The following is a 15,656-nucleotide window of genomic DNA, read 5'->3' on the forward strand; positions in this document are numbered from 1 at the left end:
TAAGTGATATCGATAAGCAAAAGGGGGCATTTCGCCCCCCTTAGATATTTAAACCAACGGATCGTTAGCCTAACTGTTTACGCGCATTACGGAACATACGCATCCACGGACTATCTTCGCCCCACTCTTTTGGATGCCACGAATTGCTCACGGTGCGGAAAACACGCTCTGGATGCGGCATCATCACCGTGGCACGGCCACTGGCGCTGGTGACAGCGGTAATACCGTTCACTGAGCCATTAGGGTTAGCCGGATACTGCTCGGTCACTTCACCCTTATTATTCACAAAGCGCAGCGCCACCAGATTGTGCTGTTCCAAAGCGGCCAGATGCTGCCGATCGCGCACTTCAACCTGCCCTTCACCATGCGAAACCGCAATAGGCATACGAGAACCAACCATATCCTGCATAAACAGTGACGGGCTGTCAGCCACCTCAACCAGACTGAAACGCGCTTCAAAGCGGTCAGACTGGTTGCGTACAAAGCGTGGCCAATGTTCTGCCCCCGGAATCAGTTCCCGCAGGTTAGACATCATCTGACAGCCGTTACACACGCCCAGCGCCAGGGTTTCCGGACGCAGGAAGAACTCGGCAAATTCATCGCGTACGCGGTTATTAAACAGGATAGACTTGGCCCAGCCTTCGCCAGCACCCAATACATCACCGTAAGAGAAACCGCCACAGGCTACCAGGGTCTGAAAACCTCGCAGATCGATGCGACCAGCCAGCAAATCGCTCATATGCACGTCTACCGCATCAAAACCGGCGCGGTGGAAAGCTGCCGCCATCTCAACATGAGAGTTAACGCCCTGCTCACGCAAAACGGCCACTTTCGGACGAACCTGTTTAAGAATATAAGGCGCAGCAATATCCTCCTGAGGTTCAAAGGTCAGTTTCACATTCAGGCCAGGGTCCTGCTCATTCTGCTTGGCTTGATGTTCCTGATCGGCGCAGTCTGGGTTATCCCGCAGGCGCTGCATCTGCCAGGTGGTTTCTGCCCACCACAGACGCAGAGTGCTGCGTTTTTCACGATAAACCGTGTCGTTTCCACTGCGGATCACGAAATCGTCTCCGACGGTCGCGCGTCCTAAGTAATGCACGCACTCTGCCAGCCCCTGTTTAGCGAACAGTTGTTCAACGGCCGCGCGGTGCTCGGCGCGAATCTGAATCACCGCCCCCAGTTCTTCATTGAACAAGGCAGCCAGCGCATCCTGACCCAAAGCCTGAATATCCACTTCGGCACCACAGTGACCGGCAAAGGCCATTTCAGCCAGAGTCACCAACAGGCCGCCGTCAGAGCGGTCGTGATAAGCCAGCAAGGTCTGATCGGCTACCAGTGACTGCATGGCGTTAAAGAAGCCAGCCAGCTGCTCCACGTTGCGCACATCGGCCGTTTTGTCACCGAGCTGACGATAAACCTGCGCCAGTGCCGTAGCCCCCAAAGCATTGTGACCAGCGCCTAAATCGATCAGTAACAACGCATTGTCACCTTTATCGGTACGCAACTGCGGCGTAACCGTATGACGCACGTCTTCGATTCGGGCAAAGGCGGTAATCACCAGCGACAGCGGAGAAGTCATTTCGCGCTGTTCGCCATCCTGCTGCCAGCGGGTTTTCATCGACATAGAGTCTTTGCCCACTGGAATAGTGATACCCAACGCCGGGCAAAGTTCTTCACCCACGGCGCGCACCGCCTCGTACAAACCGGCGTCCTCACCGGGATGACCGGCAGCGGACATCCAGTTTGCCGACAGTTTAATGCGTTTCATTTCGCCGATTTGCGTCGCGGCAATGTTAGTCAGCGCCTCACCCACCGCCAAACGCGCGGAAGCGGCAAAGTCCAGCAAGGCTACCGGCGCACGTTCCCCAATAGACATGGCTTCGCCGTAATAGCTATCCAGACTGGCGCTGGTCACCGCACAGTCGGCAACCGGAATCTGCCAAGGCCCCACCATCTGATCGCGAGTCACCATGCCGGTGACGGTGCGGTCACCAATGGTGATCAGGAAGGTTTTTTCTGCGACCGCTGGCAGATGCATCACGCGTTTTACCGCATCGGCAATGCTAATTTCAGCACGATTCAACGCTTCGCCCTGCGCCTGCTGGCTGGTGACATCCCGCAGCATTTTAGGCGTTTTGCCCAGCAGCACATCCAGCGGCATATCGATAGGCTGGTTGCCGAAATGGCTATCGTTCAGTGTCAAATGCAGTTCTTCCGTCGCTTCACCGATCACCGCATAGGGTGCGCGTTCACGTCGGCAGATTTCATCAAACTGCGCCATTTGCGCTGGCGCTACCGCCATCACATAGCGTTCCTGAGATTCATTACACCAGACTTCCAGCGGGCTCATCCCCGGCTCATCGTTCAGAATGTCCCGCAGCTCAAAGCGACCACCGCGGCCGCCGTCGCTCACCAGCTCTGGCATCGCGTTGGAAAGACCGCCGGCACCGACGTCATGAATAAACAGAATCGGGTTCTGCTCGCCCAACTGCCAGCAGCGATCGATCACTTCCTGACAGCGACGCTCCATTTCCGGGTTGTCGCGCTGTACTGAGGCAAAATCCAAATCCGCATCGGACTGGCCGGACGCCATGGAAGATGCCGCGCCACCGCCCAAACCGATATTCATCGCCGGGCCACCTAGCACCACCAGTTTGGCACCAACGGTAATTTCGCCTTTCTGAACGTGATCGGCACGAATATTACCGATACCGCCCGCCAGCATGATCGGCTTATGGTAGCCGCGCAGTTCGCTGCCGTTATGGCTATTGACCCGCTCTTCATAGGTACGGAAATACCCCAGCAGGGCCGGACGACCAAATTCGTTGTTGAACGCCGCGCCACCCAGTGGACCCTCGGTCATGATATCCAGCGCCGTCACAATGCGGTCTGGCTTACCGAAATCTTCTTCCCAAGGCTGTTCAAAACCGGGAATACGCAGGTTAGATACCGAGAAACCGACCAGACCGGCTTTCGGTTTAGCACCGCGCCCGGTGGCACCTTCATCACGAATTTCGCCGCCAGAACCGGTTGCGGCACCCGGCCAAGGAGAAATCGCCGTCGGGTGGTTATGAGTTTCAACTTTCATCAGGATATGCGCATCTTCCTGATGATAATCATAAACACCGTTTTCCGGCGCGGGGAAGAAACGCCCAACCTGCGAACCGGCCATTACCGCCGCGTTGTCTTTATAAGCAGACAGCACGTAATCCGGGGTTTGTTCGAAAGTGTTCTTAATCATTTTGAACAGCGTTTTCGGCTGAGCCACGCCGTCGATCACCCAATCAGCGTTAAAGATTTTATGACGACAGTGCTCGGAGTTCGCCTGCGCAAACATATACAGCTCAATATCCGTCGGGTTGCGCCCCAAACCGGTAAAGGCATTCAGCAGGTAATCAATTTCGTCTTCCGCCAGTGCCAGACCCAGCTTGATATTAGCCTGCTTCAGCGCTGCGCGGCCTTCGCCCAGAATATCTACCCGCTGAACCGGCGCAGGGTGCTGATGAGCAAACAGCTGCTCTGCCTGCTGCAAATCGGTAAATACCGTTTCCATCATGCGGTCGTGCAACAAAGCGACCAACTGCTGCCACTGGGTTTCGGTCAGCTCTGGCGCATCAATATAGAAGGCCAGACCGCGTTCCAGACGTAAAACCTGAGACAAGCCGCAGTTATGGGCAATATCGGTCGCCTTGGAAGACCAGGGAGAAATCGTGCCCGGCCGCGGCGTGACCAGCAGCAAACGCCCTTGAGGGGCATGTTCAGGGAGAGAAGGACCATACTGGAGAAGTCGTTGGAGTTTGGCGTGCTCATCAGCGCGAAGAGGCGCGCTAACGTCGGCAAAATGAATATATTCGGCGTAGATATCACTCACCGGCAGGTGAGCGTCCTGGCAACGGGACAGCAATTTGGTAATGCGAAAAGCCGACAAAGCGGGCGAACCACGCAGTATTTCCATAATCTAAGTTTCTCTCGTCTTCGAAGCAGCTGGAACAGCACTTCATTGGGCGCAACAGGGGAAAACGCGCGCCATTATAGAGAATCTCGGCCTCCGACGAAACCGTTTGCGTATCTATTATTGATAATAGCGCGAGAAGTCGTCGAATTATCATAAAGTGTCAATAAAGTTGCACACTGGCGTTTTGTTGCGCAAAATGCCCCCGCACTGGGGATTTAACCATGTTAAATCGCCCTTATATATAACGCACAACCCCGCGCTGCCGAGAGACAACTATTTGACGCGCCTTAAATTAAATTATTTTTTTATCGGTGTTGTTACCTTGCTTCTGGCTCTTGCGCTATGGCCGAATATTTCCTGGCGCAACGGTCAGGAGGGACAACTCGACCAGATCAAAGCCCGCGGAGAGCTTCGTATCAGTACGATGAACTCACCGCTGATCTACACCCCAGGTAAAGATGGCCCTACCGGTCTTGACTACGAACTAGCAAAGCGCTTCGCAGATTATCTCGGCGTGAAGCTGGTGGTTACGACCCGTAACAATATCGATGACCTGTTCGAAGATCTGGACAACAACGACGCCGACCTGCTGGCCGCAGGCCTGATTTATAACAGTGAACGCCTGAATCGGGCGCGCACCGGCCCCGCATACTATTCGGTTTCCCAACAGTTGGTGTATCGGTTGGGCAAAACCCGCCCAAAAACCTTTAACGATCTGCAAGGGCAACTGACCGTGGCCGCCGGTTCTGCGCACATGGCGGCGCTAAAACAGCTAAAACAGGGCAAGTACCCGAATTTGAGCTGGGAGTCCTCAACCGATCGCTCGGCTAAAGAACTCTTAGAGCAGGTGGCCGATGGCAAGCTGGATTACACTATAGGCGATTCCATCACTATTGCCCTGTTGCAGCGCATCCACCCGCAGTTAGCGGTAGCTTTCGATGTTACCGATGAAGAACCGGTCACCTGGTACTTTAAGCGTAGCGATGATGACAGCCTGTATGCCGCACTGCTGGATTTTTACAGCCAAATGGTTGAAGACGGCAGTCTGGCGCGCTTAGAAGAAAAATATCTGGGCCACGTTGGCAGCTTCGATTATGTGGATACCAAAACCTTCCTAAGAGCCATAGACACGGTATTGCCAACCTTCCAGCCGCTGTTTGAGAAGCACGCCGGTGAAATCGACTGGAAGCTGCTAGCGGCCATCGCCTATCAGGAATCACACTGGAATCCCGAGGCGACCTCACCAACCGGCGTCAGAGGCCTGATGATGCTAACCCGCGCCACTGCAGACGGTTTGGGCGTAAAAGACCGTCTGGACCCTGAGGAAAGCATCAAAGGCGGATCGGTATATCTGCAACGTTTGATGAAAAAGATCCCGGAAACGGTGCCGGAAGACGAGCGGATTTGGTTTGCATTGGCGGCTTATAATATGGGTTATGGTCATATGCTGGATGCGCGTAAACTGACCAAAAGCCAGAACGGTAATCCAGATAGCTGGGTAGATGTAAAAATGCGTTTGCCGATGCTGAGCCAGAAGCGCTATTACCCGAGTACGACTTACGGCTATGCCCGTGGGCATGAGGCTTATAACTACGTGGAAAACATCCGGCGCTATCAGGTCAGTTTGGTGGGTTATTTGCAGGATAAAGAGAAAAAAGCCGCGCAAAGTGCGGCTATCGAAGCTGAATTAGGCAAAGCCTATCCGGTGGTTGGGCCGGGCTGGTCGATTAATAACTGACCGATTCAAGGACTATTCTGGCTCGTTTTGCGCAGCGGCGCGGCGAGCCTGCTTCAGCGCTTTTTGCTGCTCCCGGCGCTGGCGGAAAAAGGCGCTCAGCGTAGCAGAACATGCCTCAGCCAGAACGCCGGAAGTAATTTCGACCTGATGATTCATCCCCGGATGACGCAAAATGTCCACCAACGAGCCTGCCGCGCCGGTTTTCACATCGTCAGCACCGTAAACCAGACGACGAATACGGCTGTGTACCATGGCTCCGGCGCACATCACGCAAGGTTCCAGCGTGACATATAATGTCGCGTTAAGCAGTCGATAGTTCTGTAGCGCCTGCCCGCCTTGGCGTAACGCCATGATTTCAGCGTGAGCAGTAGGATCATGATGGATGATAGGTCGGTTCCAGCCAACGCCAATAACCTGATTATCTAACACCAACACTGCGCCAACCGGCACTTCGCCCTCTTCCTGCGCGCGCTGCGCCAGCTCTAATGCCTGACGCATCCAGTATTCATCATTATATTCAATAGACACATTCACCTCTCAGGCACTTTTGCGGCGGGCATTATACACAGCGCAGGCGCAGAACGGGGATTTTGTCCGCCCGAAGTACTCAGACTATCGCTACCGGGCTATTCATCTATTACTTATACTCAATAAAAGTCATCAATACAGTAAAGTGAAGAATACATAGAAAATCTCGCCGTCACCTTCACATTGCTGACCCGAAGCAATGGCTTAAACCGCCGAGAGAACCTGTCATACAAGGGAACCTGGATATGAAACTCAGCAAAAAAAATGCGGCGGTGGTACAGAAAACCCTAGATGGCTGGGCCAGTGAAGGCGTCATTGCGCCGGAAGAACATCAGCGCCTGTTAAAGCACGTTGTGATTCAGCCTTTTGATTGGCGCAGACTGGCGAGCTATGCCTTTTTAGGCGCGCTCGCTTGCCTGGCTACCGCCGTTGCCAGCCTGTTTGCCGACAGCGTTCTCATTGCCTGGATTAGCCAATTCCTGCGCTTCGACGCTCCGGCCATTTCCGTAATCTGCGCAGGGATTGCCGTTACTTTCTATTATTGGGGATGTCGCCGTTATCGCCTCAGCCCAGATAAAATTTACAGCAATGAAGCCCTGCTGTTTCTCGGCGTATTATTTACCGCAACATCTTTAGGCTACTTAGGCATTTGGCTGGATAACGGCAGTGGCCGCGTTTCTCTATTATTGCTGCTCGGTGCGGGAATTTATGCACTAATCGGCTGGCTAGGCCGCTCCCCCTTGGTCTGGCTATTTGCTCTGTTATCTCTGGGGAACGCCTTTGGCGCAGAAACGGGCTACCTTTCCGGCTGGGGAGCTTATTGGCTGGGCCTGAACTACCCGCTGCGCTTTATTCTTTTCGGTTTGATACTGATATCGGTCGTTCTGCTGGCCCAAAACCCGCTGCGCCAGCGGCGGCTGGAACGGGTTTCACAAGCAATGGGGCTGCTATACCTATTTCTCGCTTTATGGTTACTGTCGATCTTCGGCAATTACGGTGATATTGACGGCTGGTATCAGGTGCGCCAGATCGCGCTGTTTCATTGGAGCCTACTGTTTGCTCTGGCGGCAGGAGCCGCTATATGGCTGGGTTTGAAGCGAGATGACGCCATGCTTCGCGGCTTCGGCTTAACCTTTTTAGCCATCAATCTGTACACCCGTTTTTTCGAACTGTTTTGGGATTCGCTGCCCAAAACGCTGTTTTTCGTGATTCTGGGCGGAAGCTTATGGTTACTCGGTCGCTACGCGGAAAAAATCTGGCGTTTAGGCCATAGTAATACCGATGTAACACATTGAGGCAACAACTGACGTAACTCAATAACCGAGCCTTTAAAGTCATGAAAAACAGCGGCAAACCCTGCGGTTATTCCAGGAAAACAATCACTCTAACCGCTGTAATTCGCCGTTCTTACTCACCCGCCAGCGGTGTTCGCAGAAAAACAGCAACGGGTTATCCTGCCTACTGTCGCTATAACCGCTATAAAGTTTCAAGGGAGAGCCGAGCCGCTGCTCAAGCTGTACCACTTTTTCCTGCCCCAGACAGCGTAGCGGCAAAATCCAGCCGCCGTTGCATCGCGCCATTTGGCTACCAACAAGATGTAACTTGGGCAGATAAAGAGAATCATGGTAAACCTGCTCCACCAGCCGCTGCGGTGAACCGGTGATCAGCCACACCTGCGTATCTTGCTGTTCCAGATACTGCCGCAGGCGCATTTTTACTACAGGAAAACCCACCACTTTCTGACGAAACGCCCCCACGAAGCGCCGCTCCAGATCTTTCAGATGAGATTCGCTACGGCCGAAGGTCATGCTCCACAACAGCAGGCTAAGCGGCCAGCGGGCGCAGCGGCCTCCTGCCAGTAAGCCAATCCCAACGACGGGTAATAACGGAATAACCAGAAGTAAATTAAGAGGTAAGCGACGAGTAAGAAACCGCAAAAAGCTGCCAAACATATCTTGCTGATGCAGCGTCCCGTCTAAATCAAAAAATACAACGCGTTTGCCTTCAGCGGCCTGCGGCGCGATGTTTGCTAAGGTCGATTCTGGCATCAACTTATCACTCCTCAAAATGTCTTTCGCTCTGCCAAATCCGCGTCGACAGAGCGATATCCTAAAGTGATACTACCGCCTTTTTCCTTACCATGAACAGCGTTACGCTATTATTCTTCTGGATCGGTAAACCCCATAATCCAGGTAAATATAAAACCGGCCAGAATAGTGATTGCCATCCCCAAAAGGTACAACATGACTTTGCCGGAAATAATGGTCAAAGCCAGCGGTAGGCCGGAAATCCCGAAGGTTATCACCGTCGCCACTTTCCAATAGCTGATTAACGCCCCTCCGATTGCCCCCCCCAAGCAAGCGCCGATAAAGGGTTTACCTAAAGGTAACGTCACCCCAAAAATCAGTGGTTCGCCAATGCCTAAAATGCCGACCGGCAGAGCCCCTTTAATCACTTTTTTCAGGCGCGCATTGCGCGTTTTCATCAGTACCGCCAACGCGGCGCCAATTTGCCCTACGCCAGCCATCGCCAGTATCGGCAGTAACGGATTGGCGCCGTGAGCCTGCACCAGCTCTACGTGAATAGGCACCAATCCCTGATGTAAACCGGACAGTACCAGCGGCAGAAACAGCCCGGACAGCAGCGCGCCGACCCACAGTCCGCCGCGATCGATAGCCAAATTGACTCCGTGGGTAATCACTTCAGAAATATACCCGCCCAGCGGTTGTAGCAGCAAAATAGCCAAAGAGGCGGTGATTAGCGTAGTCAACAACGGATTGACAATAAGCTCTATCGATTCAGGCAGGTGATTACGCAACCATTTCTCGATCCAGCACATCAATGCCACAACCAGTAAAACGGCAATAACTCCACCGCGACCAGGCTGCAACGCTTCGCCAAACAGCGTAATTTGCGCCAGCGCCGGGCTGGATAAAATACCGGCCATTACGCCGCCCATTGCCTGCGAACCGCCGAACACTCTGGCGGCATTGACGCCCACCAGAATATTCATAATCGCAAACACTGCACTGCCAAAGATCGCCAACAACCCCAGAATATTCGGGTAATGCAGCGCTAAATCGCCAGAAATATCCGGACGCTTGAGAATATTCACTATTCCCATAATTAAGCCGGAAGCAATAAATGCAGGAATTAGCGGGATGAAAACGTCAGCCAGTTTCTTCAGCGCACCGCTCATTGGAGCCGCATATTTAGCTTTGGCCTGCGCTTTATTTCGACCGATCGCATCGGTTTCAGCGATGTCTTCTGTTTTTCCAACCATCAGGCCCCGCATGCGCTCAACCACCTTCGACGCCGCGCCGGGGCCAACAATAAACTGATGCTGTTCCCCCTGCTTAATATAGCCTTTGACTCCGGTTAACTGCTTCAAATGAGATAAATCCAGCAGATTGTCGTCTTTAACCTCAACTCGAACCCGGGTCATACAATTTTCAAGTTTTCGAATATTGGCTTCGCCACCAATACCGACCAAAATTTGCTGCGCTAAAGCGGTTGATTTATCCATTGCCACATATCCTCAGGCTGAGCGCTATAAAGCGGCGCGCAGATAACCATTATGCTGCGCCAAATCCTGCCGAGCCCGCTCTGCGCCAACGCCTTTCAGGATCATCAAAATCGCCGGTTTAACCTCAAAATCGGTCTGTTTCAGCGCATTTTCCGCTTCTTCCCTTCCTGCGCCGGTGGCTTCCACCACGATGCGGCAGGCGCGATCCACCAGCTTCACGTTAGTGGCTTTTACATCCACCATCAGGTTTTGATACACCTTGCCCAATTTCACCATCGCGCCAGTAGACAGCATATTCAGCACCAGCTTTTGCGCAGTTCCGGATTTTAACCGCGTTGAACCGGTTAACGCTTCCGGCCCTACTACGGGGGAAATTGCCAGCTGCGCTTCCCGCGCAATAGGTGAGTCAGGGTTACAGGAAATCGCAACCGTTGGGCAACCTAACTCGCGAGCATAGCGCAAAGCGCCGATCACATAGGGCGTGCGACCGGAAGCGGCCAGGCCAACCACCATATCCGTGGAGGTTAACTTCAATGCCTGTAAATCTTCCGCACCTAATGTCAGGCTGTCCTCCGCCCCCTCTACCGCCTTCAGTAAGGCTCCCGGCCCACCGGCAATCAGGCCGATCACTAATCCGTGAGGCACGCCAAAAGTGGGTGGGCACTCGGATGCATCTAATACGCCCAGACGACCGCTGGTTCCCGCTCCCAGATAGATCAGACGCCCGCCAGCCTTCAAAGCTTCGGCAGCTAAATCAACCGCCTGCGCAATTTCAGGTAACACTAAACGAATCGCATCGGGAACCTTACGATCTTCATCGTTAAAACGCTCCACCATTTCCAGGGTGGATAATTTATCCAGATCCCTTGTTGCCGGATTACGGCTTTCTGATACCAAAGTACCTAAGTTCATACGTCACCTCATTGAATTTTTAATTCACATTAATATATTTATAATTGAATATTATATTCAACAAGGCGAGTGTTTTTGGCTATCTTTAGAGCAGAGATCACAAAAATCGGTAAGTTAACCCTATCCATGCGCCCGATCTGATTTTTTAGCGCTAAACATGGCAGAATGTCTTCCCGCTTTCAGGAATGGTGTTATGAGCAGTCTTCTACGCATACGACAGATCTACCCTACATTGGCGCAAAACGACCGAAAACTGGCTGATTTTCTGCTGGAAAATCCTGAACAGGCGCGGCATCTCAGCTCGCAGAAATTGGCGCAAATGGCCGGAGTCAGCCAGTCTGGCGTAGTGAAATTTGCTCAAAAACTGGGATATAAAGGCTTTCCGGCGCTAAAACTGGCGTTGAGCGAAGTGGTGGCCACACCGCAGGCCGCGGTGAAAGTACATAATCAGATTCTCAGTACCGATGGTTTAAAAACCGTAGGTGAAAAGCTATTGGCAGAAAAGCAGGCCGCTCTACGCGCCACGCTGGATATCAACAGTGAAGAACGCCTGCTCATGGCGCTGGAAATGCTGAAAAATGCTCGTCGAGTTATCCTACTGGGGATCGGTGCTTCTGGACTTGTGGCGAAGGATTTATCCTATAAGTTGTTGAAAATCGGCATTATGGCGGTAGCCGAAGCGGATATGCACGTACAATTAGCGACGGTTCAGGCCATGAGTCCACAGGATTTACTGCTTGCCATCTCTTTCAGCGGCGAACGAAGGGAAGTGAATCTGGCGGCGGAGGAAGCGCGGGCTGCGGGAGCCAAGGTGCTGGCACTCACCAGTTTTTCCCCTAATGGCCTACAGCAACGCGCCGATCATTGTTTGTATACCATTGCGGAAGAACCGGCCATTCGCAGCGCGGCAATCTCCTCCAGCACCGCTCAGTTTGCTCTCACCGATTTGCTCTTTATGGCAATCATCCAGCAAGATTTTGATCAGGCGCAAGACCACATCAACCACAGCGCAAATCTGGTGAAAAAACTGGTCTAAGGCGATGATAGCGGTATAATCGCCGGCTGATTTATGTCCCCCACACCAAAGGTAGCGAACTCATGGCCCTGTTGATCACGCGTAAATGCATTAATTGCGATATGTGCGAACCGGAGTGCCCGAATCAGGCTATTACGATGGGCGAAGAAATTTATCAAATTGATCCAATGCGCTGTACAGAGTGCGTCGGCCACTACGAAACGCCTACCTGCCAATTGGTTTGCCCGATTGATAACACTATTATTACCGATCCGGCCTGCGTCGAAACTAACGAGCAGCTATGGGATAAATACGTTCTGCTGCATCACGCCGACCGCCTGTAACCGCGCCGCAGTTGCAACAAAGGGCGTATAAATACGCCCTTGCCAAGATCCGAATCGATTAAATCCTGATTAACTCTCAATTATCACCGTTGCACAGGCATAGCGCCGTTCATCCGCTAAAGAAACATGCAGAGATGCCACGCCCAGCTCCAGCGCCAGCTCCGCAGCGCGGCCATGTAAGTGCAGCGTCGGCTTGCCTAAAACGTCATTGACGACTTCAAACTGATTGAATGCCAGTCCGTTGCGAATACCGGTGCCAAACGCCTTAGCTGCCGCTTCTTTCACCGCAAAACGCTTAGCCAGAAACCGCACCGGCTGCTGATGTTGCTGATACTGTTGCCATTCTGCCGGGCTGAGAACTCGCTTTGCCAGCCGCTCTCCACTGCGATTCACCACAGCTTCCATACGTGAGATTTCAACAATATCAGTACCCAGCCCCAAAATAGCCATCAGCGACGCGCTTCCCGCATTAAGGTTTTCATTTCGGAAACCGCAGCCGGCAAGCCGGTCATCACCGCCTGGCCGATAATCGCGTGACCGATATTCAGTTCATGCATTTCAGGTAAGGCAGCAATAGGCTGAACGTTATGATAAGTCAGGCCGTGTCCGGCATTCACTTTCAGACCTTTGCCAGCGGCATAGGCCGCCGCTTTGGCAATACGCATCAGCTCCGCCTGACGAATCAGATCGGATTTAGCATCAGCATAAGCGCCGGTATGAATCTCAATGTAAGGTGCACCTACCGCCACCGCGGCGTCAATCTGGCGCATATCGGCATCAATAAACAGCGAAACCAGAATCCCCGCGTCGGTAAGCTGACCAACAGCCAACGTCATTTTGTCGATCTGACCGGCAACGTCTAACCCGCCTTCGGTGGTCACTTCCTGACGTTTTTCCGGCACCAGACAGCAAAAGTGCGGCTGAATGTCGCAGGCGATGTCCAGCATCTCGTCCGTGACGGCCATTTCCAGGTTCATTCGAGTCTGAATGGTCTGACGCAAAATCCGTACGTCTCTATCGGTAATATGACGGCGATCTTCGCGTAAATGAACGGTAATACCGTCAGCACCAGACTGTTCGGCAATGAAAGCCGCCTGAACCGGATCGGGATAGTGAGTACCACGCGCATTTCGTAACGTAGCGATATGATCGATATTAACGCCTAGCAGCAAATCAGCCATGACAGCCCTCCAGAAAAGCCCGTAGTAAGATAGGTTAACAGCCCGCAGTTTACACCGAGTGCAGGCGCAGCGGATAGGTTAGGATCGGGGAAAGTTGATACAGAACGGATTAAAAATCAATAAAATCAGGATGTCTGCGTCGGGTCGGCAGGAGGTTTTATTACAAATTGTCTGAATAATTCACGACTTTTAAGCGGTTTACCGCCCAAATAAGGTTTCAACGCCATTCGAGTAAAACGCTTGGCGGCACGTAATGTATCAGCATCGGGAAACTCCCGACTGGCCAATGCCTGTAGCTGCCGTCCGGTAAAACTGTAGTGGTCCACCACCAAACTGGCGATAAAACCTTTCTCTTCCCGATAGCGATAAGTCATGGTGTCAGCGACGGCTTGCCCACTCCCGGCGCAATGGAGAAAATCTACGCCGTAACCCAGACTGGATAGCATAGCCAGCTCGAACTGACGTAAAGCGTGTTCAGGGGAACCGTCCGTTGCGGCAAGGGCTTGTAAGCAATGGAGATAATCGAAGAATAATGCAGAATAGTTAGTACCGTGCTCCAGTACGCGAGACAGTAGTTCGTTAACGTACAGCCCGCTGTAAAGCATCGATCCGCTGAGTGGCAGCGCCAGAGAAACCGGCTCCGCATTACGTAGTGTTTTCACTTCCCCACGACCGGCCCAGCGAACCAGTAATGGCGTAAAAGGCTGTAAACAGCCTTTTAAATTGGAACGTCGGCCACGCGCACCCTTGGCCAAAACTCGCATGCGCCCTTCCCCTTCGGTAAACAAATCCAGCATCAGGCTGGTTTCGCTGTAAGGGCGACTATGCAAAACAAATGCGCGCTGCCAACCTTCCATCGACGAGTCTTATTTCAGATCGTCGGTATAGCCTAAGCTGCGCAATGCACGTTCGTCATCGGCCCAGCCTGATTTCACTTTCACCCACAGTTCAAGATGCACTTTGGCATCAAACATTTGTTCCATGTCCTGACGGGCTTCGATACCAATAGTCTTAATCTTGGCACCTTTGTTACCGATAACCATTTTTTTCTGGCCTTCACGTTCAACCAGAATCAGACCGTGGATGTTGTAACCACCACGTTCATTCGGCACAAACTGCTCGATTTCTACGGTAACCGAGTAAGGCAGTTCTTCACCCAGGAAGCGCATCAATTTTTCACGAATAATTTCCGACGCCATAAAGCGCTGGGAACGGTCGGTGATGTATTCTTCCGGGAAATGATGTTCAGCTTCCGGCATATGCTTACGCACGATGGCCGCGATGGTGTCCACGTTCATGCCTTTCTCCGCAGAGATTGGCACCACATCAAGGAAATTCATCTGCTGGCTCAGGAACTGAATATGTGGCAACAGCTTGGTTTTATCCGTGACGTTATCCACTTTGTTGATAGCCAACAGAACCGGGCATTTCAAGCTGCGCAGTTTATTCACGACCATTTCATCGTCGGCGGTCCAGTTAGTTCCTTCGACAACAAAAATAACCAATTCCACGTCACCAATCGAGCTGCTAGCCGCTCGGTTCATCAAACGGTTGATGGCACGTTTTTCTTCAATATGCAGCCCCGGGGTATCCACATAGATAGCCTGATAAGGCCCTTCAGTATGGATGCCCATAATCCGGTGGCGGGTTGTCTGCGGCTTACGCGAGGTGATGGAAATCTTTTGACCCAACAACTCGTTTAGCAAGGTTGATTTGCCCACGTTCGGACGACCAACAATTGCAATAAAACCACAATACGTTTTTTCTACTTCGCTCATTCAAGCTCCAACTGTTTCAGCGCTTGTTCCGCTGCTGCCTGCTCAGCTTTACGACGACTTGACCCAGTACCGACTACCGGCTCGCTCAAGCCACTGACCTGGCAGTGGATAGTAAATTCCTGATCGTGTGCTTCTCCGCGAACCTGCACAACCAGGTAAGAAGGTAACGGCAGATGGCGACCCTGCAGGTATTCCTGCAAACGCGTTTTTGGGTCTTTCTGCTTGTCACCGGGGCTGATTTCATCTAACCGGCTACGATACCAGTCCAAAATCAGCCGTTCGACCGTTTGAATACCGCTATCGAGGAACACACCGCCGATAAGGGCTTCTACCGTATCTGCCAAAATGGATTCACGACGAAAACCGCCGCTCTTCAATTCACCCGGGCCAAGGCGTAAACATTCGCCAAGGTCAAATTCACGGGCCATTTCGGCGAGAGTATTGCCTCGAACCAAGGTTGCCCGCATCCGACTCATGTCGCCCTCGTCTACGCGAGGGAAGCGGTGATACAACTCATTGGCGATAACAAAACTCAGAATTGAGTCACCCAGGAACTCTAAACGCTCATTGTGTTTGCTGCTGGCGCTGCGATGAGTCAGAGCTTGCAGCAAGAGATCCTGCTGTTGAAAAGTATAGCCCAGCTTCCGCTGTAGCCTGGTTATTACGATGGGATTCATGA

At 52.5% G+C, this 15,656-nt stretch carries 14 protein-coding genes; 4 read left to right on the top strand and 10 right to left on the bottom strand.

Annotated features, from left to right (window positions below; translation table 11 throughout):
* Nucleotides 1-64 precede the first annotated feature (64 nt).
* The gene (gene purL, locus DBA33_RS14455) at nt 65-3,955 is read right to left on the bottom strand and encodes a phosphoribosylformylglycinamidine synthase (RefSeq protein WP_120806687.1); all 3,891 of its coding nucleotides are present in this window, start codon (nt 3,953-3,955) and stop codon (nt 65-67) included.
* Between the two features lie 277 nt (nt 3,956-4,232).
* On the opposite strand from purL, the gene mltF reads away from it, so the two are divergent.
* On the top strand, nt 4,233-5,693 hold the full coding sequence (mltF, locus tag DBA33_RS14460) for a membrane-bound lytic murein transglycosylase MltF (RefSeq protein ID WP_064516812.1): 1,461 nt from the start codon (nt 4,233-4,235) through the stop codon (nt 5,691-5,693).
* A 12-nt stretch (nt 5,694-5,705) separates the two neighbouring features.
* On the opposite strand, the gene tadA is transcribed toward mltF, so the two are convergent.
* Nucleotides 5,706-6,227: a tRNA adenosine(34) deaminase TadA gene (tadA, locus tag DBA33_RS14465; RefSeq protein WP_120806688.1), complete on the bottom strand. Its 522-nt coding sequence runs from the start codon at nt 6,225-6,227 to the stop codon at nt 5,706-5,708.
* Nucleotides 6,228-6,466: 239 nt separating this feature from the next.
* Here tadA and DBA33_RS14470 point away from each other — a divergent pair, with 239 nt between their 5' ends.
* Nucleotides 6,467-7,516, top strand: a complete 1,050-nt coding sequence (locus DBA33_RS14470) for a DUF2157 domain-containing protein (protein WP_120806689.1) — start codon at nt 6,467-6,469, stop codon at nt 7,514-7,516.
* An 84-nt stretch (nt 7,517-7,600) separates the two neighbouring features.
* Here the strand turns inward: DBA33_RS14470 and yfhb are convergent, their stop codons facing one another.
* From yfhb to murQ, 3 genes are all read right to left on the bottom strand, one after another.
* Complete coding sequence (yfhb, locus tag DBA33_RS14475) at nt 7,601-8,269, bottom strand: phosphatidylglycerophosphatase C (RefSeq protein WP_064516806.1); 669 nt, start codon at nt 8,267-8,269, stop codon at nt 7,601-7,603.
* Nucleotides 8,270-8,379: 110 nt separating this feature from the next.
* Complete coding sequence (locus DBA33_RS14480; RefSeq protein WP_064516804.1) at nt 8,380-9,747, bottom strand: PTS transporter subunit EIIC; 1,368 nt, start codon at nt 9,745-9,747, stop codon at nt 8,380-8,382.
* A gap of 24 nt (nt 9,748-9,771) precedes the next feature.
* On the bottom strand, nt 9,772-10,659 hold the full coding sequence (gene murQ / locus DBA33_RS14485; protein WP_064516802.1) for an N-acetylmuramic acid 6-phosphate etherase: 888 nt from the start codon (nt 10,657-10,659) through the stop codon (nt 9,772-9,774).
* Between the two features lie 193 nt (nt 10,660-10,852).
* Here murQ and DBA33_RS14490 point away from each other — a divergent pair, with 193 nt between their 5' ends.
* Together DBA33_RS14490 and DBA33_RS14495 are read left to right on the top strand one after the other, a co-directional pair.
* On the top strand, nt 10,853-11,695 hold the full coding sequence (locus tag DBA33_RS14490) for a MurR/RpiR family transcriptional regulator (protein ID WP_064516800.1): 843 nt from the start codon (nt 10,853-10,855) through the stop codon (nt 11,693-11,695).
* A 62-nt stretch (nt 11,696-11,757) separates the two neighbouring features.
* Nucleotides 11,758-12,018: a YfhL family 4Fe-4S dicluster ferredoxin gene (locus DBA33_RS14495; protein WP_064516798.1), complete on the top strand. Its 261-nt coding sequence runs from the start codon at nt 11,758-11,760 to the stop codon at nt 12,016-12,018.
* Between the two features lie 69 nt (nt 12,019-12,087).
* On the opposite strand, the gene acpS is transcribed toward DBA33_RS14495, so the two are convergent.
* The 5 genes from acpS to rnc all read right to left on the bottom strand — a co-directional run bounded on the left by acpS (nt 12,088) and on the right by rnc (nt 15,654).
* Complete coding sequence (gene acpS, locus DBA33_RS14500) at nt 12,088-12,468, bottom strand: holo-ACP synthase (RefSeq protein WP_064516796.1); 381 nt, start codon at nt 12,466-12,468, stop codon at nt 12,088-12,090.
* Entirely contained in the window at nt 12,468-13,199 is a 732-nt protein-coding gene (gene pdxJ, locus DBA33_RS14505) for a pyridoxine 5'-phosphate synthase (RefSeq protein ID WP_064516794.1), read from the bottom strand. Before pdxJ ends, acpS begins: the two co-directional genes overlap by 1 nt.
* A 125-nt stretch (nt 13,200-13,324) precedes the next feature.
* Nucleotides 13,325-14,056, bottom strand: a complete 732-nt coding sequence (gene recO / locus DBA33_RS14510) for a DNA repair protein RecO (protein ID WP_064516792.1) — start codon at nt 14,054-14,056, stop codon at nt 13,325-13,327.
* 9 nt (nt 14,057-14,065) lie between these two features.
* Nucleotides 14,066-14,977: a GTPase Era gene (era, locus tag DBA33_RS14515; RefSeq protein ID WP_049601833.1), complete on the bottom strand. Its 912-nt coding sequence runs from the start codon at nt 14,975-14,977 to the stop codon at nt 14,066-14,068.
* Nucleotides 14,974-15,654 (bottom strand): ribonuclease III, encoded by a 681-nt coding sequence (rnc, locus tag DBA33_RS14520; RefSeq protein ID WP_049601836.1) that lies wholly within the window; start codon nt 15,652-15,654, stop codon nt 14,974-14,976. Before rnc ends, era begins: the two co-directional genes overlap by 4 nt.
* Nucleotides 15,655-15,656 lie beyond the last annotated feature (2 nt).

It is taken from the genome of Yersinia sp. IP36721, from assembly GCF_003634395.1.
GTDB classification, from domain to species: Bacteria; Pseudomonadota; Gammaproteobacteria; order Enterobacterales; family Enterobacteriaceae; genus Yersinia; species Yersinia entomophaga.